Raw genomic sequence first — 24843 nt, forward strand, 5'->3', positions numbered from 1 at the left:
TCATCCTGCTTGCAATCGAACTGTGAATACATGTCGAATAAAAATCACCTCTTGAAAATTGTAAAAAAATCATTATCTCTATCACAATAGGAAGCAAAGTGCTCTGTCATAGCCCTAAAAAACTGGATAAACGCTATAAATTGTTTAAACTGTTAATATAAGGATGTAAAAAGAGGATCTACATGAAACCAGCATTACATCTCAATCTGGGGCAACATCTTACTCTGACACCGCAATTACAACAGGCGATCCGCTTACTCCAGCTATCAACAATGGATCTGCAACAGGAAATTCAGAATATTCTTGAATCAAATCCTCTGCTGGAAGCCACGTCTCCATCTGAGGACAAGGATGAAATTACATTGGAGGCCACTTCCCAAGAACTTGACGACTATACCGATTTTCAATGGTCACAGCTTTATAGCAGCAATACGAGACAAGGCAGTACCGATGAAAACGATTATAATCTTGAAAATTTATATTCCACGACCACAACATTACAAGATCATCTGAGATGGCAACTGAATCTTACGCCAATGAGCGACATGGACCGGGTCATTGGTACCACCATTATTGATGCCATCAATGACGATGGTTTTCTCACCCAATCCTTGAACGAGCTACACGCGAGTCTCAATAGCGAAAACCATTCCCTGGACAAAGCAGAAATAGAAGCTGTTCGTCATATTATTCAAAATTTTGACCCTGTAGGATGCGGCTCTTTTAACCTTTCAGAGTGCTTAATAGCCCAGTTAACTCAATTAAGTGATGAAACACCTTACCTTGATATCACTAAAAAGATTGTTCAGAATGATCTTGATCTGCTTGGCCACCACAATTACAGGCAACTGATGAAAGACTATCATATTGATGAAACGATCACCCAAAAAATCCTGGATACCATTCACAAACTTAACCCAAAACCGGGTAGTCTGATTCATCAGAATGTGACTGAGTACATCATTCCAGATCTTTCGGTAAAAAAAATAAATGGGAAATGGCAGGTTTTTCTGAATCAGAATATTTTGCCTAAACTAAGCATTAACCATCAGTACGCGTCTCTCATTCAACGGGCAAATGACAGTGCTGATAATCAATTCTTAAAACACAATCTGCAGGAAGCACGATGGTTTATGAAAAGCATCCAAAGCCGCCAGGACACCTTGCTTAAAGTGGCCAGTTGTATTGTTAAACACCAAAAGGATTTTCTTGAACAGGGTGAAGAAGCGATGAAGCCTCTTGTTCTTAATGATATTGCCAATGACCTGAATATGCATGAATCCACTATATCAAGAGTCACCACTCAAAAATATCTGCATACTCCACGAGGTGTCTTTGAACTGAAATATTTTTTTTCCAGTCATCTGGCGACAGCATCCGGAGGAGAGTGCTCCTCGACAGCCATTCGAGCCATGATAAAGAAACTGATTGCTGAGGAAGATCGTAACAAACCATTAAGTGACAACAAAATTGCTCAAATGATAGAGAAACAAGGCATTCAAATTGCCCGCAGGACAATTACAAAATACAGGGAAGAAATGGCCATTCCTCCATCTTATGAACGCAAAATGCTTAAGACATAAGGTATTATTTTTCTGTTATCTCAATTTATTGTAGGAGGCGTTATGCAAATCAATATTACCGGTCATCACTTAGAAGTCACACCTGCCTTGAGAGCGTTCACCAAAGAAAAATTTGATCGACTGGAGCGTCATTTTGACAAAATAACGTCAGCTAATGTTATATTTGATGTGGAAAAACTTCGTCAGATCGCTGAAGCAACCTTGTTGGTTTCTAAAGGTGAGCTACATGCTCGCTCTGAATCAGAAGACATGTACGCCGCTATTGATACCTTGGTTGATAAGCTGGATCGTCAGCTGATAAAACATAAAGAAAAAATGCGGAATCATCGTTCCTAATTCTTGATAGTTATTTTAAACATGTCCTTCTGTCATGTCTAAATTGAGGCGGGAAATTAAACTCTCAATTTCATTTGGGGTGACTTGCAATCCCGTATAAAGCTTTTGCTTTATTACGGGATAACGATGTTTTTTAGGACGAAGTCGCACTAACTGTTTGCAAAGTTAGGTTCAGGGTATAAAATTTCCTTTTTTCAGCAAACGATATATAAATCACATGTTATTTTCAGACTTTATTGTTCCCGAGCGGGTATATATCGATACCACATCATTTAGTAAGACAGCCGTATTACTGCAAGCCAGTCAATTATTGGCTCAATCACAATCAAGTCTTGACACGCAGGAATTGTTCAGCGCTTTTTGGAAAAGAGAGGCCCTTGGCAGCACAGCTATAGGTCACGGCGTCGCAATCCCGCATATACGTATTGATGACATCATAAAAACATACGGTTGTTTTTTGAAATTAAAAAATCCGGTCGATTTCGGCGCTGAAGACAAACAGCCGATCGATTTGGTTCTGGCCTTCATGGTCCCAAGCCATGAAACGCAACAGCATTTAACGATTCTTGCCAATATCATGGATAAATTTAAGCATTCGGATTTCAGAAATGAATGCCGCAATGCTGACGATGAGAAAAGGCTGTATGAACTGCTCACTCAATGACGATGCAAGCCCTAAGCTCTGCCATCAACCGTGCCATTTCCTGGCTTCCAGGAATGAAATGAGGACATGCCCTGGAAAATTATGATAAAGTATGATTCTTGAAAAATTGGCGAAGTTATGATTACAAAAAAAATCACCATTATTAACAAGCTTGGGTTACACGCAAGAGCATCAGCGAAATTTGTCTCTACTGCGGCAAGATTTCAAAGTCATATTGAAGTCAGCAAAGGCTCCCAAACCGTAAACGGCAAAAGCATCATGGGGGTTATGATGCTTGCTGCCAGCAAAGGCAGTGAGCTTACCCTGCAAATTGAAGGCACTGACGAAACGGCTATGGAAGAAGCGTTGACAAGCCTGATTCATAACCGCTTTGGTGAAGAGGAATAAAAACGTAATTCATATTGCAACCGCAAAACCTGAACTTAAATCTGTCCTTTTTTGCTACCGTCAACATAACAGCTGAGCATCACCTTTTTCCTTTGGATTTATTACCTTTTTTTCGCTGTTTCCTTACTCTGTGTAAAATAAGTAAGGTTTGTACGGGACCTGAGGAGGCATACACCAAAAAAGCAGCAAACAGAACAAGAGCAGGATTAACAGCTATAGCAGCAAATAAAATGACCATGATCAGAATGTAGAGAAAGGGCACCCTGCCTTTGAAATCGATTTCTTTAAAACTGTAATAGCGAACATTACTTACCATCAGCATTGCCGCAATTAATGCCAACAGACCTGTCGCTATATCGAGGATAAGATTTTTTCCCAGATGCTGATGACACAACCAGACAAAAGAGGCCAACAGCGCTGCGGCTGGAGGACAGGCAAGCCCCTGAAAGTAACGTTTATCGGCGGTTTCCACTTGGGTGTTGAAGCGCGCGAGACGCAAAGCAACGGCAGCAGTATAAATGAAAGCTATCAACCAGCCAATTTTGCCTAATTGATGTAAATGAGAGCTATACAACAAGAGAGCAGGAGCAACACCAAAAGTCACCATATCAGACAAGCTGTCGTACTCAGCACCGAAAGCACTTTGCGTATTGGTCATTCGAGCAATACGTCCATCCAGACCATCAGCAATCATGCCTACAAAAATTGCTGTCACAGCGGTTTCATAATGTGATTTCATTGAAGCCACTATAGAATAGAAAGCGGCAAACAAACTGGCAGTGGTTAACAGATTGGGTAATAAATAAATACCGCCACGGCTTTCTTTTCGCATAATGATCTTAACCCTTTCCCAATAAAACAACAGGTCTAATGCTATCATAAGGATAAATAATATCACCAATTAAAACATAATGATTCAAACAGAAAAAAAAAACGTCTGACTGCTCATGGATTCGTAGTCTGACAAATAACTGCTTAGTGAATCGATCGGATGATGCTATAATACACATAGTGTATTTATTATGTAAACTTAAATGACCAAGTCTAAAGATAAAACCATCATCATTGAAGGCGTAACCTCTCAAGGGAAACAATTCCGACCCAGCGACTGGGCTGAAAGAATGAGTGAAACCATGGCCAGTTTTAAAAACAGCCGTATCCACTATTCGCCTTTGTTACAACCCAGCATCAATACAGAAGGATATAAATGCGTTCTTCTTGACCCCAAACTTAAAGAATCAAGTCCTCAGATATATCAAAGCATCATGGAGTTTGCCAAAACCAATAATCTAAGAATCTGTGGTGAGGAAGAAGAACCTAAGGACTAAGTGATTTGTCTCTTAATACACCCCCCATCAAAATGAAAAATATTTGCTACAATTAAAGATGTATTTATTGATAAACCTAAGATGCCAGAAATTGTTATCTTCACCCATGCACCACAAAAGACTTTAGGTGATCCAAGTTCTGCCGCCAAATTGCAACGGCTCTTAATGGACAAACTGGCTTATCGTTATAAAGATTTGGTGGTCAAAGTAGTAGTTAGCCTAAACAAATCCGATGAAGTCGCTATCAGGAATTTATTTCAAGCGGACATGCCATATGAGCTTATCGACTCAACGCTAAGCGCCACAGGAATGGCACAACTGGAAAAAACCATTAAGAAGACCGATATTATTATCAGCTATCCAACCCCTCATTTTCTTACCCAAAGCGTAGCCGATTTGTTCACGGCTAACATGAAGCCCGTCATTGCTCTTGGTGAATACGATTATGATATGGAATTTCAGCTCAGGCATAGAAAGTCTATACCCATTGTACCAGGGTGCTTTTTCCTAAGCTCTGGTCTTAGGAAAGAAAATCTGGGCATTTATATCGAAACATTTAACGAGCCTGCAAAAATCCACCCAACTGATTTTTCAAAGTTACCTAGTGATTTGCTGTCAGGCAATAAGGAATTTTATTTTGGTTATTTTAACAGACTCTTTTCTTCTCATACAGGCGCAACGCCAAGTCGATTTATTGCTTTTGCAATTCATTGTTCTCATCAAAAAGATATAGATATTATTCTCCCACTGCAGCTTCGCAATGCCTCTGAAATCAGTGAAGAAGGCAAGGAAAACATTTTATTGAGCGACAGTTTTATTAATGACTTACAAGATTTTGACCATGTTCTGATATCGTATTTCCCCCCAAACTCTCCACCCGTTTACTTCATGTATGAGCGAACAGGAAAAACTCTTACTGCAAAAGAAATATCTGAGGAAGAATTTGAGAGGCAAAAGGACAAAGCTCAAAAAATAATTCGTATCGTCAATGCCTTTCCCTTGCATAAAGACACCGTAAGAGCGTTGGTAGAAGCTTCAGCACCTGTCAATTTGTTAACAGGGGATCAAAGCTTCTCTGAAGCCTTGTCTTTATCAAAGATAGCCTTTTATCAAACCATGTCCTGGAAGCAAAAATTTTATGAAGCATTAACCGCAGCATCCGCACAAAAATACACTACCCTTCATGAATGGTTTAAAATGGTTGGCCAAAAGACTACGCCTTTGAAATCCTTAGTCGAATTCTATAAAAAAAATAAGGAGATATTATATAAAGAAACTCAGGCCCTGCGATGCGATTTAGAAATTAACAAGAATTTATCTCTTCTTTTTCTCGATTACCTCGACCATTTTCTGCAAAACAGCACCTATGTACTGTTTACCCAATTTATTGAACATTTAAGATCGCATCCAAAATGTTATACCCATGAAAAAGGGGGAGGTCTGATAAGCAAGAAAGCTCTTTTTGATCACATAAATTTTTATTTTAAAAGCGCCGCTTCTCCAGAAGAAAAAAATAAGATGTTCACCTATTTTGACGCTCATATGGATTCTTTAATTCACCTGAATAACAGTGCTAAAATCTGGTTCTATGACGACATAAAAAAACAGCATCCAGACCTTCAAATCTCCTTACCTGCCAACTTTATTATAGAATGCATGAAAAACTTAAATCTTATCTCAGAGGAGATTTATTATAACACTAGTTACGATCCCGTTCTGGATGAAAATAATGAACCATTGTTAGTAACAATGGTTCATTTAACGAATCATTTACAATTATTAGAAATGGTTGACATCAACACATTGACGGCAAAAGATAAATTAGAAATTATACAAGTCATAGACTATGAGGCCATTTCTAAAACTAAAGATAATGGTTTCTCAGATACGTTTTGGCTTAAATTTTTAGAAAAGGAAACGGACGCTCGTGTTTGGCGCCAAACATTGAAACTACTGTTTACAACCCCCTGTTATACAAGTCTTAGTGAAGGATCGGCATTTTATCCCGATGAGCCTAGCCTTTTCTTTAAGCTCACCACTCGTTCTGAATTAACCGAGATGCTCTTAAAAAACCCAATGGTTTTCAATATCTTAATGGAAGAACTGTTTCTCACAAAACAACCGGTTAAAGTCTTTGACTCCAAAATAAATGAGCTTGTTTTAAACGCTTTTTTTTCTATATCTTATGACGATGTTTCACCTTCTTTTTTTCGTTCTTCTACAAAATTTTTACCTAAAGGAAAAGAGTTGCTCTGTAAAGTTTTATCGGTAGGGGATATTGACAAACAAACAGTAATAAAACATTTCTTTAAAGAAATGTTTACCAACTACCCACAAGAGATCAGTCGCTTTAATAAACATTTTGCTCCTTATCTACCTCAATATTTAAAAGATTTTATCAATGAGCAACAGTATTCATCGGCCTCTTATATTGGTCATTGAACCTAAGCACTCCACCACTACCAAGAGCTGCTGTATTTGGGCACATTTTGAGCTAAAATCCGAGCATTCGACTAAAACATCCATCCTTTTATCCTGAATAATTAGTCAGTTTTGTATAGATAAGGTCATGGTGGTCAGATAATGTAAGATGGTATTAAACATGGCCACTGTATTATCAAAGTTTATTGCCAAAATACCGGCTATGAGAAACAACAGCCCCTTTGGACCTTCCTGAACCCCTGGCTGGCTGGCATGAGCTAAAAGCACTGCACCACGGACAAACCAAATTAATCCTGCCGTTCTGATAATAACACCCATAGAGCTGTATATGTTAAAACGATTGTAATTAGAATATTGTAGAATATTACCTTCGCCAAAGGCGGTGGCTGACAAGGCTGAAATGGCTGTCGGGAGAAAAACGAGTGCTGCGCCGGCAAGAAGATAGGCAATCGGTACAAACATTTTTTCAGAAGAACCACCACTTACCCTGGCATCACCTATTTTTTTTAGTTTTTGTAAGGCTACGATAAAAAATACAATGCCAATTAAATAAGCGCCGCCCGAGATAAGATGCTGTACTGGAAAAAGCGATTGGCTTATATTGCCAAGCATTGTAATAATGTCAGCGCTGTTCATATTCTAATTATATAGCTCCAGCCCTTGCAATGCACAATTTTTCTCCTATATTATGCACATTTAATTATAGTTGAAGATGATAATGCAAGTGACTACATTTCCTATTACCCTTGAAGAATCTTTCATGCTTTCCCCCAAAGTAAAACATTTTATCTTTAAATGCGAACATTCTCCGCCATTTCATTATCTTCCAGGTCAGTTTATAACGGTTCACTTCGAGAAAGAGGGCAAAGTACTGCGCCGCAGCTACAGCGTCGCCAACCCTCCGGAACAAAATAATCGTATTGAGTTCGCCGCAGGCTATGTCGAACATGGACCGGGAACAGAGTTGTTGTTTAATTTAAAACCCGGAGATAATATTCAAATCAATGGGCCGTTTGGCCGACTGATTTGCAAAGAAGAATCACCCAAACGGTATATTTTTGTCGCTACCAGCACCGGCGTAACCCCTTATCGAGCCATGATACCGGAATTGAAAAAACGACTGGAGAATTCAAATCTCAAGATCGTTATTCTTGAAGGTGTGCAAAAGCGGGAAGATTTACTCTATGGCGAAGAATTTAAAACATTTGCCCGTCAATATCCCGAACAGGTTATTTTCAGGCCTTATTTAAGTCGGGAATCGGCCAATCATCTTCTTGAAGGAGAATACAGCGGCTATGTACAACTTGCCTTTCCCGAACTGAATTTGCGCCCTGAAAATGATATGATATATTTATGTGGAAATCCCGCTATGATTGATGATGCCTTTGAGTATCTTAAAGAACAAGGGTTCACTACACAGCAGATCATTCGTGAGAAATACATTTCCCGATAATCATCAATGGTATTAACCTCATGCCTGATACCAATTTATAAAACAGAGGAGAATAAAGCATTATGTATTACGATGAGCTATCAAACACAATGGAAGCTTTATTGCAGGAAGGAAAAGGATTCCTGGCTGCCGATGAAAGTAATGGCACAATAGGAAAGCGCTTTGCTTCAATAGATCTTGAAAATACAGAAGAAAACCGGCGGAACTATCGTTTATTGCTTGCGGAAACCGATAACCTGCAAAAATACATCAATGGCGTCATTCTTTTCGAAGAAACTTTTTCGCAACGAAACGATCAAGGTCAATCTATTTCTGAAATTTTTGCTGAAAAAGGCATCATTCCAGGTATCAAGGTCGATAAAGGACTGACTGTTCTCCCCAATACGGAAAAGGAAAAAGTAACCCAGGGCCTTGATGGTTTGGTTGAACGTTTAAACCATTTCAAAAACTTAGGCGCTCGCTTTGCAAAATGGCGAAATGTCTATTTGATTTCTGATGATACACCCAGTCTTGCTGCAGTAAAAAGCGGCGCTGAAAATCTAGCTCGTTATGCGGCTGCCTGCCAGTCAGTAGGCATTGTCCCTATTGTGGAGCCAGAAGTTTTAATTGATGGTGATCATACCATAGAGCATTGTGCAGAAGTTTGTGAAGTGGTTCTTCATGAGCTCTTTCATGCCCTCTATATCCATCAAATTGCACTGGAACATATGGTACTGAAGCCAAGTATGGTCACCTGCGGTATAGAACATGAGCCTTTCAGTTCACCCGATGAGATAACCGATTATACCCTCAGTGTTTTTCGTAACAATGTTCCGGCAGCTGTACCTAGCATTAATTTCCTTTCGGGCGGTCAGACGCCAGAACAGGCCACAATTAATCTAAATGCCATTAATTCTGTCGGCAGACAACCATGGATTCTAAGTTTTTCTTATGGTCGTGCTCTTCAGGAAGATTGCCTTAAAATATGGCAAGGAAAAAACGAAAATAAAAAGAAGGCACAAGAAGCGTTATTAAAACGAGCCCGTTTAAACAGCTTAGCCAGCCTTGGCGATTATCAAAGCGATATGGAATAATTTGACACAGAATTGATTTCTGGATCCCGTATAAAAAGCTTACGCTTTTTTACGGGATAACGTTCGTTTAGCGACATAAAAGGCATTAAATGCCTTTTATGTCGAACTCACGTTAGTTTAAAACGTGCATATAGTGGTAAATGATCTGATAATAACCGCCATGGTTTGCCCTGTAAACAGGCTACTTCCTGAACCTCCATGCCACGAAAATAAACTCTGTCGATACAAAGAGCAGGTCTTATGGCAGGAAAGGACCGGGCATGTTGGCCTTCTACGGCCACAAAAGCCTCATGGATACCCAGCTCGCTCGCCAAGGGCTTTGATAGTAGGGTACGCCAATCATTAAAGTCACCTGCCATCAATAAAGGCTCACTCTCTGGCACAGCTTCACTGATTCGCCGCATTAATGTCTTGCATTGTTCAGCTCGCTCCGCCTTAAATAATCCCAAATGCACGCACAGCAAGTGAATCATTTGATCTTTCCATACGAGCCGGCTATGGAGTATGCCTCTGGAAGCACGGTGGATGTTCGATAGATTAATGTTTTCTGATTTATCAAAAGGATATTTACTTAAAATGGCATTGCCATGATGACCGCTTTGGTATACAGCATTTTTCGCATAGACATAATGAGGCCATATTTTTTCAGCAATATATTCGGTCTGGGATGTTTCTGGCCAGGCATCAATGCGTTTCCTGCGTCGTACATGCTCTCCCTGAACCTCTTGTAAAAAGACAAAATCAGGTTTTAAATTGGCAATGGCATCGCGCATTTTCGGCAATAAAAAGCGAACAGTCCCAACGCCGAATCCCTTATGAATATTATAAGTTATCAGTGATAAGCTTGTTGATTCTTTTGGCATGGTGTTCTACTCACTGCAGGCTCCTTAATAAAGCATACTACATATACTGCCAATAGGTAGCAAAAAGGGATAATTAGCAACACTCTCTCATAGGCCTGTACTTGACTAATACCTGCTACATGCATAGACTGCAGCAACCAACCAATCAAAGGCTGGAGAATAGGCGCGCCCAAAACTGTACACATCATATTGGTATAGCCCAAAGCAGCAGCCCGTATATTTAAGCCAACCTGATTTTTTATCAAAACAAAAGGTATTACATAACAACCACCGCATAAACCAGCCAGAAACAATACAATAGTAACTTGCTTAAAATTTAAAAGGGTGGACTGAAGTAATAAAAAAATAAGTAGAGCAGACAATAATGAAGAAACGCCCATACACAAACGGTAATAGCCGGTTTTATCCACGATCCAACCTAATAAGGTAGTGCCAATCGCAGCACCGATGAAATACCAGGATGTCGCATGAGCACTTTTGACGATATCCACCTGGTAGGCTACCTGGAGAAAGGGGACACACCACAAACAGGCAAATGCAGCAACAACCGCAAAAGTGAAGGCAGCGAATAAACCGTTCAACACAATTTGTGGCTGTGTCAGGCTAGCCATCAATTGCTGCCTTAATTGAATCAGTGAAGCATCATGTTCACTTGCATTCCGATCCTCTTGCTTATTTTTAACAAAAATCCATGCCAAAAAAAACAAACATAGGCCGATATATACACATACCCACATGGTTTGGCGCCAGTTAAGCCCTATACTTCCCATCAGGCGACTTAAACCTAATTCACCAAACGCGCCACCAATCATACCTAACGCCTCCGTTAAGCCGGCGATGAAAGCAAACATGGAGACTGGGAACCATTGTGCACCCAGTTCCATGGCAATGCTAATGGCAGGTGCACAGGCAGCGCCCATTAAAATTCTGCTGAATATTGCTGTCGATATATTTTGTGCTTTAGCGAAGATAATACAGGATACGATAGCGGTAACTAAGGCAAAAAGCAGTGTATTGCGAATTCCCCAGCGTCCTACCAGAATTCCCGAAGGGATTTGCAGAAAAAGATAAGTATAAAAAAATGCAGAAGACAGTACACCGACTTGTGTATAGGTTAATTGAAAACTTTCCCTTACCGGCGTCATCATGACTCCGACCGAAGTTTGAAAAATCACCTGGTACAATACAAATAAGGCAGCAATTCCCCAAATGAGATAGGCTTGCATGAGTTTTTTCTTTGTAAATATTCCTGAATTCAGCATAATAAAAAATTAGGCCATGAAATAAATATAAAACCATGAAAGAATTTAATCTCACCATACCTGGTTTGACCATAGCTTGTAAAAGCTGGGGCAGTCCTGAAAGTCCGCCCGTCCTTGCTTTGCATGGCTGGTTGGATAATGCTAACACATTTGACAAACTTGCGCCTTTTTTGGAGAAAAAATTTTACCTAATTGCCGTTGATTTGCCAGGACACGGCATGTCTTCGCACTTGGCAGAAGGCTGCCACTACCATTTCATCGATGGTATTTTTGCTGTGGTCAATATCATCAATGCTCTTGGTTTTGAAAAAATCCATCTGCTTGGGCATTCCATGGGGGCCTGTCTTGCAAGTCTTGCAGGAGGCGTCGCAGCGGATAAAATATTATCTTTAAGTTTAATTGAAGGTTTAGGTCCTTTTACTTCTTCCCCCGACACAGCGAATATACAATTAAGTGATTACATAAAGCATCAAATCTTAACGGATAAAAAGCCTGTGAGAGGCTATAAGAGTGTAGAAAAAGCCGCCGAAGCACGCGCAAAGCGCGGACATGTATCGATAGAGGCAGCCAGAATACTTTGCAAACGAGGTATAAAAAAAGAAAATCATTTATATTATTGGCAGCACGATCGCCGTCTCCTTATCCCTTCGCCCTTACGCATGACAGAAGAGCAAGTTCTTTCTTGTCTTAAAGCAATCATTGTAAAAACCTGTCTTATATGGGCTAGCGAAGGTTATTCTTTTAATCTGGAAACCATGGAGACAAGAATGAAAGTGGTAAAACAGTTGCAGACACACCAGTTAAAAGGCGGACATCATATTCATATGGAAAAACCACAAGGGGTTGCAAAACGGCTGCTGAGTTTTTATCAAAATCTTTAATACAAATATTGGATTTTAAACCGACATTTCGTACCTGGGTACGGAATGTCGGTTAAAAGCAATTACTGTGTTTTTAGGCAAGAAGAAGTATTAATAGCCACTTCTTCAAGAGATTGAATAACATCCTTCACGGGATAGCCTAAGTCTTGCGCCGCGCTGATGACCCCGCAACCACCTTCATCGAAATCTGTATAGGGTGTCCAGTAATCCATATTGGCTTTTACCATCACATCAAAAGCCTTACGGGCATCCCAACCAGGCTGGTGGGCCAAAAGATAATAAAGATGGTTATATACACCACTGGAATAATGCACATCCAGGCCACCGTAATATTGATCGGCCCTGTCAATAGACATTCCGTCTTTACTGGGTTGATCCATATAACGTAAGGCTTCCCAACCACTGTCCTCTTTCATGATTTCAGGACCAATTTGCCAGGTATTATGGCCCGTGGAATAATATTCCGCAGCCTGAGCCGCCATGTCTGAGAAGGATTCATTCATTCCGCCTGACTGGCCAAAATACATTAAATCAGAATGCTGCTCAGTAAATCCATGGCTTATCTCATGGCTACCAACCCCTAAGGAGACAAGTGGATACAACATTGAACCGCCATCGCCAAAGGTCATCTGTTTACCATCCCAATAGGCATTTTCATAATTGAAACCATAATGAACACGCATAACAAGCTGCATAGGAGAGCCATCATTCTTTTTCAACGCTTCAACACCATACCAATCATGGTACAGGTGTTTGATGACATAACCGGCGTATAAGGCATCGTTGGTCGGGGACATCGCACCATTATAGGCATCATAACCGTCTGCTTTATAACCTGTCCAATAAGCTACAGAATCGCCCTGTTGTGTCATTTGGTTTGACTTACAGCTGAATTCCATGGGTTTATTGGAAGAGCTATAATCATGTCCCATGTCAACCACTTTAACATCCGTGTTTTCCATGTAGCAGATTTCCTGGCTATCATCACGTGTCAGATCCAGTAGTGGATAATCTTTACCGAATTGGTACTCACCTGTTTTATGATTACCGCCAAAACCCTTGCCTTTCACCTTGGCACGCTCTGTCTTGACATCATTCCACTGAATAAACGGCTTTTCGGTCTTCGCATCCAGAATAGCAGTTGGTCTTTCAGGAATTTTATCGCTGTAATGCACCAATACACTGACCTTATATGCCCAATGTGCTTTATGCTGCTCATCGATATAGACCATAGGGGTTACTTTTTCCTCACTAAGCTGATGAGCTTTATAGCTTTCTTTAAAACGCTCCAGCACTTCAGGAGCCTCTTTAATAAAAGCAGAGGAAGGATGACCTAACTCTTCGGATAATCCCCGATAAATGGTACCGTTCATGGTTACATCTGCTTTGGCTGCCGCGAGTGATTTAGTGCTGTGTTTACTGTGAGTAATTGCATAACCACCAAAAACCGGAATCCCGGCATAATGTTGCTGCATACGGACATGAGTAACCTGATTTTTATCGGTATGCTGGGTGATGGCATGTAGCGAGTTTGCTGAAACCGTTGAAGTCTGTTTCATTCCGGGCAGAGCCAGTTGAAATGTCTTAAGAACTGAATTCATTGAAGAATGTCTCAGATTTACAGGCTCAGCAGCTTTTGCCGGTGAAGCCAGGCCAACTGCCAAAGCAGCCGCCAGAGGTGATAAATAAAAATTAGGGTGCATGAACTAAAACTCCTTAATTATACGCACAAACAAATCATCCAGAAATGTTCATGTTGTTAGCCAGGTCCAAACGAAATTTACCGGATACCCCGATACAATTTGATAACAACTTTCCAAACTCAAAACAACCTAGCACAGTTTTTTCTTTTTTAAAATCTTTTTTTAAAAAAGTGGCAAAGCAAACTAAAATGCCCGCTTTTTGTAAAAAAATTACCTTTAATTGAACTGCAGACATGTGGATGAAAAAACCTGCGAGTATGGATGAACTCTGAGCGACTTTTTTAGGCAGCTAACAACAAATGAGTGAAAATATGCTATAAAATAAATACAGTACAGACGAAAACGAAGTTATGAGCAAAGGATCTTATTTGTAATTAACCCCCTTTTTGGTAAATCTCATTTTTTAAGCAAGAATGAAAAAAGTACCAGTAATTTATGAATAAAGATAAATGGTGTGCGCAGAAATACTCGAAAGGCTCTTTTATTCAGAGTCATTTAAATGATCTCATCCTGCCAAAAATAGAAAATATTCTACCAGGAAATCACATACTGGATGTTGGCTGTGGTCAAGGGGAGTATACCTGCAAACTGGCAAATAAATTTTCCAACTGTTCTTTTACTGCAATTGATAGCAGCAAGAACATGATTGAATATGCAAAAACACATAACCTGCATCCTAATATTTCTTATCTCCAGGCAGATGTTCACTCAGAGCTAAAATTAGGCCCGTTTGATAACATTCTATCCTTCTGGTGTTTGCATTGGACAGATATTAAGTTGGCAACACAGCAGTTATATCGCGTACTAAAAAAAGAAGGTGAAATTTTTGCACTGTTTTATTCCTCTTATGAGGGAACCCTCCCTAATGCCATAACATCACTCTATTCTTTAGACGAATATCCAAATATCCAGGCATTTGCAAAACGTGCGATAGAAAAAAGACAAGCTGTAAAAATTTTCATTGAAACCCGGCTAAAGCAACTTCCTTTTTCTGACTATTCATTTTCTCGACAACGATTACAAATTAAATTACCCTCTTTAGATATCTTAAAAGCATTTTTTAAAGCCGCGCCTTACATGCGGCAAATAGATGAAAATACATCTGAAATCATGTTGGAACATATGCTCAAGTATTTTCTACATGAAAGTGAGAGTCAGTTTGGCGGTGAGTATATCTACTACACCACACCATATATTTTAAATATTCGTAAACTTAACTCAGATTAATGATGAACCGGAAATGAATCGCTTATTTAACAACTTCGATAAAAATAAGAATTTTCCAATTATTATCCAACCCGTATCAAGTCAGGAAGCGGATATTGATCATTTAATAAATGAGATAAAGCAATCCCCTCAAGAACTGCTTGAATTATTGAATACATACGGTGCCGTTTGCTTTCGGGGATTTAAAGCTGTAAATACAGAAAAATTTCAACAACTCATCCAGGTCGCTGAACTGGGGGAATTATTTAACTATGATTTTGGCTTCAGATACGATCAAGAAGTTGCCAAGGGAGTAGTCACCTCACCCTTTGCATCCCCCTTGTCATCCATTACACCGCATAGCGAAAAAGCACATTCGGGGCATTATCCGGATTACATTTGTTTTTATAGCAAAGAGGCAGCCAGGCTCGGTGGGCAAACGCCATTAACTGACAATTTAAAGCTCTGGCAATGCTTACCTGAACAACTCAAACAAAAATTTGCAACACATAAAATTTATTATAAATGGCACTTCTTTGGCGATTCTCTTTCCTACAGGTTTTTAAGATGGTTAGCCCCCCCTCTCAAAACCTACAGCTGGCAATTTAGATTTAAAACAATGGATTCTAAAGCTGTTGAAATGATTTTAAAGCGTGAAGGCTTTCATTTTCAATGGAAACAAAAAAACGGAAATTTGTCTGCAGGGATAAAATTACCCGCCTATCGCGTTCACCCTTTTACGCATGAGCCTATGTGGTTTAATCATGTTTCACACATGAATACTCATTACCACTTCTATAGGGATCTCTTTGTTAAAAACTATAAATTTCCAGCAAGCGTTATCATGAAAAAACAGTCCTTCTTACCTTGCACAGCCTACTGGGAAGACGGTTCAAACTTTTCAATATCTGAGATAGAAGAAGTGCACCAGGCTATAAGAGATTGTACTACGCCTTTTACATGGCAAAAAGATGATATCCTGCTCGTCGATAACCTAAGATGTATGCATGCAAAAAGACCGCATGAAGGCAAAAGGGAGTTACTGTTAACCCTGCTAAAACGAAAAAATAACTTACATGATTGAGGATAAACCTGAACATTCCCTGAGTTTGGCGCTATGGGAAAGATTGAATCAAGACTCTGATTTCACGGTCATTGATGAAGAACAATTCAATAAAAAACAAATTCTAGAAAAAGTTCTGGCTTATTGTCAGTGGCTGGATGCGTTGGATGTTAGAGTTGTTATGCTAATGAGTGAACCAGGCATAGATTGCCTATGTTTAATTTATGCCTTGATTATCAGCCATCGTGTTTATATTCCCATTCACAGCAGTACTCCGCCACTGGCGATAAAAAAGTATCTTGATATGACACAGGCAGAGTTGCTTCTGGTTCAATCTGCTCTTGCAAAAAATTGGGACACATTGCATTTATGCAGCAACGACACCCTGGGCTTTGATTACGTAAAAATCAGTCAAAACAAAACCATGAATATTCTACCAGGCATGTTGCTGTTTACCTCCGGAACCACGGCGCTGCCTAAAGTCGTTCATTATCATTATGATGTTATATACAAGTACCTTCTTTGGAGTATAGAAACATTTCATTTCTCAACCAAGGATAGCTATTTATTTACCACAAAACTCCCTTTCATTGCCTCATTAAGACCTCTTTTTTTACCTTTTTTCTCTGATATGACCTTGGTTATTCCTAAAGCGCGTGTTCATTCTGTTTTTGCCGAATACAGAGAAAAAATTGCCAGGTACCAATGTAGAATCTTAAGCACAACTCCAGGACTGTTTAAAAAACTGCTTATAGAAATAAAGCAGCAAAAGGACATTGAAGCTTATCGATGCATAAGATTGATTTTTCTTAGCGGTGAAGCAATTGATGTCGGTGACATCAATGATTGGTTTTACATCATTAATGCTGAAGTCCAGTTTTTTAATCTATATGGTGCGACAGAATACCTGGTGCCTTTTTATCATCATATCAAAGCCCCGCTGACCAGAGAAGAGGGGCTGTTTTTGGGTAAGCTTAGGGCAAACTCGGATTTTCAATTACTGCGAAAGACGGATAACTACTTCCGTTTGCTCATCAGTGGCAATCTGGCAACGGCTTATCTTGACCCAAAGTTAAATACCGAATTTTTTTTGATAAAAGATAATAAACGATTTTTCAAATCAAATGATCTTGTTCAATGTCGAAAAGGAAAGTTATATTTTTGCGGTCGAAGCCAGGACTTGATCAAACGATATGGGCATTTGATTCATTTAAAGCAAATTGAGGCCTTCATTCAAGAACATTTTCCCAATTATCTCTGTACAACCTTGTTTGATGATGACAAGGAAAAAATAAACCTGTTTATTGAGTATCCTTACGAGAACAGAGCTCTTTTTATTGAGAAATTAAAGCTTCTGTTTAAAAATTTCTTCCCCTCTTATATGCATCCTGATAACTATATGTTGATGAAGCAACTTCCACAAACGGATACCGGAAAAATTAATCATCAAGCCTTAAAAAAACATTTAGACAAGGAATCAAATCTTGATTTTTTTTCATTTTTTAAGAAGTTTTTCCCGAATGGAAATGTGGATCTTAATTGTCGATTAGTGGATCTGGGAATGGAATCCATCGACTATATAGAGATGGGGGAGAGAATTTTTCAAGATACCGGCAAATGGTTACCTTCATCGCTTCTCAATGAAGAATGTACCATTGGCCAAATTCCTGAAAAACTATGCAACCCTATCATCGAGGATGAGCCTGGTGAGGGGAAAGTCAAGCTAAACAAAGTGCAGGAAATAAGCTTTGCAAAACAAATCAAAGGAGAAAAAAGCCACCACCAAAGTCGTCGATATTTTATCTCCTATTTTTGTTTGGCTGAAAATATTAATATCCCGAGGCTGCAATTTGCAATAAAAGAAATGATTGATAATCATTTTATGCTATGTTGTCATCTGGAGGAGAAGGACGGTAACTATTATTTTGTCCGCTCTCTTAAACCTGCAAACTTTGAGCTAAAGCATAAATGGTTCACGATGTCCCGTATTGATAAAAGACTCATTACTTCCGTACACTCTGAGCGATTGGTTAATTTTTATATTCAAAAAAAAGGTAAACGTTATTACTTGATTATGGCCTATCATCACATTGCTTTGGATGGTTGGTCAGCCTTACAGCTAAGAGAAGAATTATTTTTAAGGTACGAAGATAATGAACAGGTTAAGTCAAAACAACTTTCACCGGCAGAAGAAATATACTATTTAAACCGGCTTCATCAATTAAAATTCACCAAAGATGTCAATATTGAAGAATTATTAGCTCTCGCTCAGAATATACGTAAACAGGAGTATAGCCCTCTCAGTCATTTGTTTGACTCAAATCTGGTTGATAAAAATACATTTTTCATCTTATCCAAAAAAAAATTCAATGCATTTATTACCCATTATCAACTCAATATGCTGCCTAACAGCAGTATATTGCTCTTGGTTTTTTACATGGTAATGTCTGGATTTTCCGGCTTCAAAAAGCTCTTGATTTACTCAAGTATGTCAAATCGCTATCTACCTGGAATTAAGCTGAAAGAGCTGATGACCAACATTGCCTTTTCATTACCTGTATTTATTGATGGTGAGAGCACCAAAAACATCAATGAGCTTGCTTCAATAATTAAACAAAAACTGGATGTTAATTTCAGACATATGAGTTATGAAGCTCTCATTAAATTCTGGAGTAACGACATTGCTCATAAATATTATGTACATCGTGCTGAACTACCCTATTGGCTTCAGTATACCTATATCAATTATCGAACCGACGAAGATTGCATTCAGAACAAATACATTGATTGGGAAAAATCGAGCAGTTTTGTCGCCTTAGAGGAAAAAGGAATGATATTTTTTAGGGTTTATGATTTAAAAGATCGTTTTATTATTAATATTGATAGCAAAATGAATAAAGGTTTACACTCCCCGATTGTCAATCAGTTTTTAGAGCTTATCAATGTAAAGATGTAAGCCATGCATCGATAAGTTTCTTTAAAATTCAGGCTGTTTGGATCTGAACATAAAGAAGGCGACCAAAACGTCATATGCGTATTGCGGGATTTGGTCATAAAGTCTTTATCGCCTTATTCCAAATCCATGCGAATCAAAACCTGTTCAGGTGTAACTTTATCCCCTTTTTCACACAGAACTTCTTTTATCTTTCCAGCAGAAGGAGCCTGAATTTCCGTTTCCATTTTCATGGCTTCCAATACCAGCAAGCCCTGTCCTTTCTTTATTTTATCACCTGTCTTAACGTCCACAGAAACGATCGTTCCCGGCATGGCAACCGTAATATCCCCGGCCTGATTTGGCTTTGGTTTCTGCTTTGACTCAGGCTCATTTTCCACTGCTCCATGCTCCACAATCACTTCCTCGGGAACACCATCCACCCACAGAAAACAAGCACGCTGTCCAGGAGCCCGCTCACCAAAACCGGCAATCTGGATATGGTAATTCTCACCGTGCACACTGATATCAAATTCGGATAATTTTGAACGCTCATCAACCGCTGCGCGCGTCAGCAAAGGTTCCGGTACAAGTGTATTGTTTTTACGCTGCTCCAAAAACTGGTGGCCAATTTCGGGGAACATGGCATAAGTCAACACGTCCTCATCTGATTCAGCCAAATCAGCAATGTCTTTACGAAGTTTATTTAATTCATTAGACAATAAATCCGCTGGACGAACATCAATTACCTCCGTTCGTCCAATCGCTTTCTTGCGCAAGGAGGGACTGATTTTACCTGGAGCAGCACCATATTTGCCTTGACAATACAATTTAACTTCATTAGTAATGGTTTTGTACCGTTCTCCGGTCAATACATTCATAACCGCCTGGGTTCCTACCACCTGGGAAGTCGGTGTCACCAAAGGTGGATATCCCAGATCCTTGCGAACACGCGGTATTTCGTCATGTACAGCATCTATTTTATCCAAAGCCTGCTGTTCTTTTAGCTGATTGTAAAGATTGGAAATCATACCTCCTGGAACCTGGTATACCTGCACGCGAGAATCAATATACTGGGCCTCACTTTCAAATTGCTGATATTTCTTGCGCACCTCTTTAAAATAATCCCCGATCTCCATTAATAAATTCAAATCAAGTTCAGTATCATAAGCGGTGTCTGCCAAGGCGGCCACCAAAGCTTCGGTAGCAGGATGTGATGCTCCCCCTGAAAAGGAAGAGATAGCCGTATCAATATGTTGACACCCAGCTAGAGCCGCCTCATAAAGACAGGTGCTTGCCAGCCCGGAAGTGGAATGACTATGCAAGTGAATGGGTAGCTGTGTGGCCTTTGATAAAGCTTTAAACAAATCTACAGCGACTTTAGGCGTCAATAATCCGGCCATATCTTTAATGGCAATGCTGTCACAACCTAAATCTTTCAATGCTTTTCCCAACTCAACGAAGCGTTCGGTCGTATGTACCGGGCTTATGGTATAACAAATGGTTCCCTGCGCATGGCATTTATTTTTTTTAACCGCTTCTATAGAAACCTGTAGATTTCTTACATCATTCAAGGCATCAAATACTCTGAACACATCAATACCGTTTTTTGCTGCAAGATGAATAAAAGCACGAACCACATCATCGGCGTAATGACGATAGCCTAAAAGATTCTGTCCTCTTAACAACATGGACAAACGCGTATTGGGTAAAGCCTTGCGTAATTGCCGCAGCCTCACCCATGGATCTTCTTTTAAATAGCGCAAACAAGCATCAAATGTTGCTCCTCCCCATACTTCCATTGCCCAAAAGCCGACGGCATCCATTTTCTTACATATCGGCAACATGTCTTCCGTGCGCATACGCGTAGCAATCAGACACTGATGAGCATCCCTTAACGTCACATCGGTAATGTAGGTCTTGGTCATAAATTATCCTGAATAAATAGGCTTTGATTATCACTCTGCTGTGAATTTTTTCCGCTTACGAATCCCCGTAGCTTGACCATGGGGATTCGCAAATTTTTCACAAAGTCGAATATAAAAAACAATAACATAATCCCCTGCATCAGAACATCGCCATTAACTCTCTTTTAAAATTTAATGCAGAGAGATGTGCGAAAAGATACATGAGGATTCGAATACTGTATGGCAAACACCATTCTTCTCTGCGGTAAAATCTCGAAAGAGAGCTATTATCATATTCTGGCCTGTTCAAAGTTGATGTCCCTATATAAAAATGAAGGCAACTGCCGTGAACTTGCGGAGATCCTCTTAATATATAGACTTTTATGCTCAGTTCAGGCAAAATTCACCGCAAAATAAATAAAGGCAACTTTCATGAAAAAAATACTTCTTCTGAATGGTCCGAGTTTAAACCTCCTTGGCACTCGAGAGCCTCTGCTTTATGGCCTCACCTCACTGACAGACCTGACAGAGGCGCTTCAAAAGGAGGCGGAAAAAGAAAGTGTGAGACTCATCTGCAAACAAAGCAACAGCGAAAGTCAACTCATTGATTTTATCCATGAAACCGGCGAAGATGAGGATATCCAATACATTATTTTTAATCCAGCTGCCTTTACACACACAAGTATTGCGCTGCGGGATGCATTGCAATGTGTCAATGTTCCTTTCATCGAAGTGCATATCACCAATATATATGGTCGGGAAACCTTTCGACAACATTCTTATTTTTCAGATATTGCCCAAGGGGTGATTTGTGGATTAGGTGTTAAAGGCTATTTCCTTGCTTTACAACATGTTATTGACGAACTCAAATAGAGAGAGATTTTATCCATGGATATTCGTAAGATTAGAAAATTAATTGAACTATTAGAAGAAACAGGAATTTCAGAGATAGAAATCAAGGAAGGTGAAGAGTCTGTACGTCTCAGTCGCCACAACCATGTCAGCCCTCAAGAAACACGTTATCATTATTATCCTTCCAGCACACTTGCTCCAACAGCAATACCGCAAACACCTCCTCCTGCATCTCCTGCGCAAGTCGAGGTCCCACCGCAACCTTCCACCTCAGAAAAGGAAGGACATAAAGTGCGCTCTCCCATGGTGGGGACAATGTATACTTCGCCATCGCCAGACGCACCGCCGTTTGTTAGCGTAGGCCAGTCGGTTAAAGTAGGTGACACTCTCTGTATCGTTGAAGCCATGAAAATGTTTAACGAAATTGAAGCGGATCGGGCCGGCGTCGTCACCGCTATCCTGGTCAATAATGGTGAGCCGGTAGAATACGATCAACCCTTGTTTATCATTGAATGAGAGGGGAGTGTAGTATGTTAAGTAAAATAGTCATCGCCAACCGTGGTGAGATTGCTCTGCGTATTTTACGGGCCTGTAAGGAACTCGGTATTCAAACCGTCGCTGTTCATTCTGACGTGGACAAGGATCTGCTGCACGTACGGCTGGCTGATGAAACCGTTTGCATTGGTCCAGCCCCCGCTCAAAAAAGCTATTTAAACATTCCTGCCATCATTTCGGCAGCAGAGATCACCGATGCCGTCGCAATCCATCCTGGCTATGGTTTTTTGGCAGAAAATGCCGATTTTGCTGATATTGTGGAACAAAGTGGTTTTCGTTTCATTGGCCCACGCGGCGATACTATACGCTTGATGGGAGATAAGGTTTCCGCCATTAACGCCATGAAAAAAGCCGGTGTGCCTTGTGTTCCTGGCTCCGATGGCCCTTTATCTGATAACGATGATTTAAATCTACAGTTAGGGCGAAAAATTGGTTATCCTGTCATTATTAAAGCCGCAGGAGGAGGTGGCGGCCGTGGAATGCGTGTTGTCCATACTGAGGCCAATCTTCTTAATGCAATTGCCTTAACTCGCAGTGAAGCAAAAGCCGCCTTCAACAATTCCATGGTCTACATGGAAAAATTCCTTGAAAACCCTCGACACATTGAATTTCAGGTACTGGGTGACGGTAGAGGAAACGCCATTCATTTGGCTGAGCGTGACTGCTCAATGCAAAGGCGCCATCAGAAAGTGGTGGAAGAAGCGCCCGCACCAGGAATCACAGAAGAATTAAGGCAGGAAGTTGGTGAAAAGGTGATCAATGCATGCCGCGAGCTCAACTACCGCGGAGCGGGAACCTTTGAATTCCTGTATCAGGACGGCTGCTTTTATTTTATTGAAATGAACACCCGCATTCAGGTGGAGCATCCGGTTACAGAGATGATTACCGGCATTGACCTCATCAAAGAACAGATAAAAATAGCCAGCGAGCTACCGTTTAACTGGACACAGGATGACATCCGAATTCAAGGTCATGCCATTGAATGTCGCATCAACGCCGAAGATCCTAAAACGTTCATTCCTTCTCCGGGAACCATCAAATTATTACATCAACCGGGAGGTCCTGGTATCCGCTTTGACTCTCATATCTACAGCAGTTATACCGTTCCCCCCAATTATGATTCAATGATTGGTAAATTAATAAGCTATGGAAAAACACGTCGGGAAGCTATAACAAGAATGCAGAATGCGATGGATGAAATCATTATTGAGGGGATCAAAACCAATATTGAATTACACCAGCAAATCATCAAAGACAAATCGTTCATCGAGGGTGGAACCAATATTCATTATCTTGAAAAAATGCTAAAGGAATGAATGCAGTGTGGTATCAATTAAATATTGAGTGCAAGGATGAAGCGCTGGTTGAAGAGCTATCTGATCTGCTCGAAGCTCAGGGCGCTTTATCCGTTACCCTTACGGATAAAAATGATGATCCTGTTCTGGAACCTGCGCCTGGTACTACACCTTTATGGCCGGAAGTCATTATTCAAGCTTTGTTTGAACAAATGGAAGAGGCCGAGAAAAATAAGAAGCAAGTAGCTAGACAATATCCTTTTTTATCTTTCAACATTGAATTAATCCCAGAAAAAGATTGGCAGAGAGTCTGGATGGATACCTTCAAGCCTCGCCAATTTGGCCAAAGCTTATGGATCTGTCCCAGTTGGCACACCCCTCCTGACCCCGAAGCTGTCAATCTGTTTCTTGACCCAGGACTTGCTTTTGGTACCGGTACCCACCCAACCACTGCTTTATGTCTAACCTGGCTGGAGCAGGCCTCCTTAAACCAGAAATGTTTAATTGATTATGGCTGCGGATCAGGAATACTGGCATTAGCCGCTGTTAAACTTGGAGCAAAACAGGTGTATGCCGTAGACATTGATGAGCAGGCACTGTTGGCAACCCAAAATAATGCCCAAACAAACCAGATTTCTGAAAGCAAGCTCAGAATCTCAAAACCACAAGAGTTGCACACCAGTTGTGAAATCCTTATTGCCAATATATTGTTAGCCCCATTACTGGATTTAAGAGAACGTTTTTATCAGTTAACAAAAGAAAATGGATGTTTAGTGGTGTCAGGGATTTTAAAAGAGCAGGCAGAAGAATTAATCCGTGTTTATCAACCGCACTTTACGTTCCAAGAGCGTTTTATTATAGATGAATGGGTATTATTGGTATTTAAACGGTCATAACCAGCACATCCGGCAAATATTGACATCTAACAAATGCACTAAAACTTCGAACGGGGGGTTAATAAAAAATTTGTCTGTGAATTTAAGAAAAAAAGAAGCTGCTATTTTTTGTCAGATTCCCAAATTTATGCTACCTTTCGTCCGATTCACCCCGGAATACAA

The 24843-nt window shown here is 40.1% G+C and carries 23 protein-coding genes; 16 read left to right on the forward strand and 7 right to left on the reverse strand.

The window, feature by feature from the left end:
* The first annotated feature begins 182 nt into the window (after positions 1-182).
* The 4 genes from E4T55_RS05450 to E4T55_RS05465 all read left to right on the forward strand — a co-directional run bounded on the left by E4T55_RS05450 (position 183) and on the right by E4T55_RS05465 (position 2970).
* The gene (locus E4T55_RS05450; RefSeq protein ID WP_058502936.1) at positions 183-1583 is read left to right on the forward strand and encodes an RNA polymerase factor sigma-54; all 1401 of its coding nucleotides are present in this window, start codon (positions 183-185) and stop codon (positions 1581-1583) included.
* Between the two features lie 42 nt (positions 1584-1625).
* Positions 1626-1919, forward strand: a complete 294-nt coding sequence (gene hpf / locus E4T55_RS05455; RefSeq protein ID WP_058502935.1) for a ribosome hibernation promoting factor — start codon at positions 1626-1628, stop codon at positions 1917-1919.
* Between the two features lie 217 nt (positions 1920-2136).
* Positions 2137-2583: a PTS sugar transporter subunit IIA gene (locus E4T55_RS05460; protein WP_058502934.1), complete on the forward strand. Its 447-nt coding sequence runs from the start codon at positions 2137-2139 to the stop codon at positions 2581-2583.
* Between the two features lie 117 nt (positions 2584-2700).
* Positions 2701-2970 (forward strand): HPr family phosphocarrier protein, encoded by a 270-nt coding sequence (locus E4T55_RS05465; protein WP_058502933.1) that lies wholly within the window; start codon positions 2701-2703, stop codon positions 2968-2970.
* A 79-nt stretch (positions 2971-3049) separates the two neighbouring features.
* On the opposite strand, the gene pssA is transcribed toward E4T55_RS05465, so the two are convergent.
* Positions 3050-3802, reverse strand: a complete 753-nt coding sequence (gene pssA, locus E4T55_RS05470) for a CDP-diacylglycerol--serine O-phosphatidyltransferase (RefSeq protein ID WP_058502932.1) — start codon at positions 3800-3802, stop codon at positions 3050-3052.
* Between the two features lie 202 nt (positions 3803-4004).
* Here pssA and E4T55_RS05475 point away from each other — a divergent pair, with 202 nt between their 5' ends.
* Both E4T55_RS05475 and E4T55_RS05480 read left to right on the forward strand, forming a co-directional pair.
* On the forward strand, positions 4005-4298 hold the full coding sequence (locus E4T55_RS05475; protein WP_058502931.1) for a DUF3579 domain-containing protein: 294 nt from the start codon (positions 4005-4007) through the stop codon (positions 4296-4298).
* Between the two features lie 81 nt (positions 4299-4379).
* Positions 4380-6740, forward strand: coding sequence for a hypothetical protein (locus tag E4T55_RS05480; RefSeq protein ID WP_058502930.1), 2361 nt, complete (start codon positions 4380-4382; stop codon positions 6738-6740).
* A 105-nt stretch (positions 6741-6845) separates the two neighbouring features.
* Here the strand turns inward: E4T55_RS05480 and E4T55_RS05485 are convergent, their stop codons facing one another.
* Positions 6846-7376, reverse strand: a complete 531-nt coding sequence (locus E4T55_RS05485; RefSeq protein ID WP_058502929.1) for a hypothetical protein — start codon at positions 7374-7376, stop codon at positions 6846-6848.
* An 82-nt stretch (positions 7377-7458) separates the two neighbouring features.
* On the opposite strand from E4T55_RS05485, the gene E4T55_RS05490 reads away from it, so the two are divergent.
* On the forward strand, positions 7459-8193 hold the full coding sequence (locus E4T55_RS05490) for a ferredoxin--NADP reductase (protein ID WP_058502928.1): 735 nt from the start codon (positions 7459-7461) through the stop codon (positions 8191-8193).
* A gap of 62 nt (positions 8194-8255) precedes the next feature.
* A complete protein-coding gene (locus tag E4T55_RS05495; RefSeq protein ID WP_058502927.1) occupies positions 8256-9266 on the forward strand; it encodes a class I fructose-bisphosphate aldolase in 1011 nt (336 codons plus the stop codon).
* Between the two features lie 107 nt (positions 9267-9373).
* Here the strand turns inward: E4T55_RS05495 and E4T55_RS05500 are convergent, their stop codons facing one another.
* Both E4T55_RS05500 and E4T55_RS05505 read right to left on the reverse strand, forming a co-directional pair.
* Entirely contained in the window at positions 9374-10129 is a 756-nt protein-coding gene (locus tag E4T55_RS05500; RefSeq protein WP_058502926.1) for an endonuclease/exonuclease/phosphatase family protein, read from the reverse strand.
* Positions 10099-11355, reverse strand: a complete 1257-nt coding sequence (locus E4T55_RS05505; protein ID WP_058502925.1) for an MFS transporter — start codon at positions 11353-11355, stop codon at positions 10099-10101. Before E4T55_RS05505 ends, E4T55_RS05500 begins: the two co-directional genes overlap by 31 nt.
* A 71-nt stretch (positions 11356-11426) precedes the next feature.
* Between E4T55_RS05505 and E4T55_RS05510 the strand changes: the two genes are divergently transcribed.
* Positions 11427-12272 carry an alpha/beta fold hydrolase gene (locus E4T55_RS05510; RefSeq protein WP_058502924.1) on the forward strand — a complete coding sequence of 282 codons (846 nt, stop codon included), beginning with the start codon at positions 11427-11429 and terminating at the stop codon, positions 12270-12272.
* 62 nt (positions 12273-12334) lie between these two features.
* Here the strand turns inward: E4T55_RS05510 and proA are convergent, their stop codons facing one another.
* Both proA and E4T55_RS05520 read right to left on the reverse strand, forming a co-directional pair.
* A complete protein-coding gene (proA, locus tag E4T55_RS05515) occupies positions 12335-13975 on the reverse strand; it encodes a zinc metalloprotease ProA (protein WP_058502923.1) in 1641 nt (546 codons plus the stop codon).
* Between the two features lie 34 nt (positions 13976-14009).
* On the reverse strand, positions 14010-14210 hold the full coding sequence (locus E4T55_RS05520) for a hypothetical protein (RefSeq protein WP_058502922.1): 201 nt from the start codon (positions 14208-14210) through the stop codon (positions 14010-14012).
* A 200-nt stretch (positions 14211-14410) separates the two neighbouring features.
* On the opposite strand from E4T55_RS05520, the gene E4T55_RS05525 reads away from it, so the two are divergent.
* The 3 genes from E4T55_RS05525 to E4T55_RS05535 are packed head-to-tail and all read left to right on the forward strand — an operon-like array spanning position 14411 to position 19200.
* On the forward strand, positions 14411-15202 hold the full coding sequence (locus tag E4T55_RS05525; protein WP_058502921.1) for a class I SAM-dependent methyltransferase: 792 nt from the start codon (positions 14411-14413) through the stop codon (positions 15200-15202).
* 13 nt (positions 15203-15215) lie between these two features.
* Positions 15216-16265 (forward strand): TauD/TfdA family dioxygenase, encoded by a 1050-nt coding sequence (locus tag E4T55_RS05530; protein ID WP_058502920.1) that lies wholly within the window; start codon positions 15216-15218, stop codon positions 16263-16265.
* The gene (locus tag E4T55_RS05535) at positions 16258-19200 is read left to right on the forward strand and encodes an AMP-binding protein (RefSeq protein ID WP_058502919.1); all 2943 of its coding nucleotides are present in this window, start codon (positions 16258-16260) and stop codon (positions 19198-19200) included. Before E4T55_RS05530 ends, E4T55_RS05535 begins: the two co-directional genes overlap by 8 nt.
* A gap of 113 nt (positions 19201-19313) precedes the next feature.
* Here the strand turns inward: E4T55_RS05535 and oadA are convergent, their stop codons facing one another.
* A complete protein-coding gene (oadA, locus tag E4T55_RS05540; RefSeq protein ID WP_058502918.1) occupies positions 19314-21104 on the reverse strand; it encodes a sodium-extruding oxaloacetate decarboxylase subunit alpha in 1791 nt (596 codons plus the stop codon).
* Between the two features lie 411 nt (positions 21105-21515).
* On the opposite strand from oadA, the gene aroQ reads away from it, so the two are divergent.
* The 4 genes from aroQ to prmA are packed head-to-tail and all read left to right on the forward strand — an operon-like array spanning position 21516 to position 24681.
* Complete coding sequence (aroQ, locus tag E4T55_RS05545; protein ID WP_058502917.1) at positions 21516-21956, forward strand: type II 3-dehydroquinate dehydratase; 441 nt, start codon at positions 21516-21518, stop codon at positions 21954-21956.
* Between the two features lie 15 nt (positions 21957-21971).
* Positions 21972-22451 carry an acetyl-CoA carboxylase biotin carboxyl carrier protein gene (accB, locus tag E4T55_RS05550; RefSeq protein ID WP_058502916.1) on the forward strand — a complete coding sequence of 160 codons (480 nt, stop codon included), beginning with the start codon at positions 21972-21974 and terminating at the stop codon, positions 22449-22451.
* Between the two features lie 14 nt (positions 22452-22465).
* Positions 22466-23806, forward strand: a complete 1341-nt coding sequence (gene accC / locus E4T55_RS05555) for an acetyl-CoA carboxylase biotin carboxylase subunit (protein WP_058502915.1) — start codon at positions 22466-22468, stop codon at positions 23804-23806.
* Between the two features lie 5 nt (positions 23807-23811).
* Complete coding sequence (gene prmA / locus E4T55_RS05560; protein ID WP_058502980.1) at positions 23812-24681, forward strand: 50S ribosomal protein L11 methyltransferase; 870 nt, start codon at positions 23812-23814, stop codon at positions 24679-24681.
* The last annotated feature ends 162 nt before the right edge of the window (positions 24682-24843 follow it).

It is taken from the genome of Legionella israelensis, from assembly GCF_004571175.1.
Lineage (GTDB): Bacteria > Pseudomonadota > Gammaproteobacteria > Legionellales > Legionellaceae > Legionella_D > Legionella_D israelensis.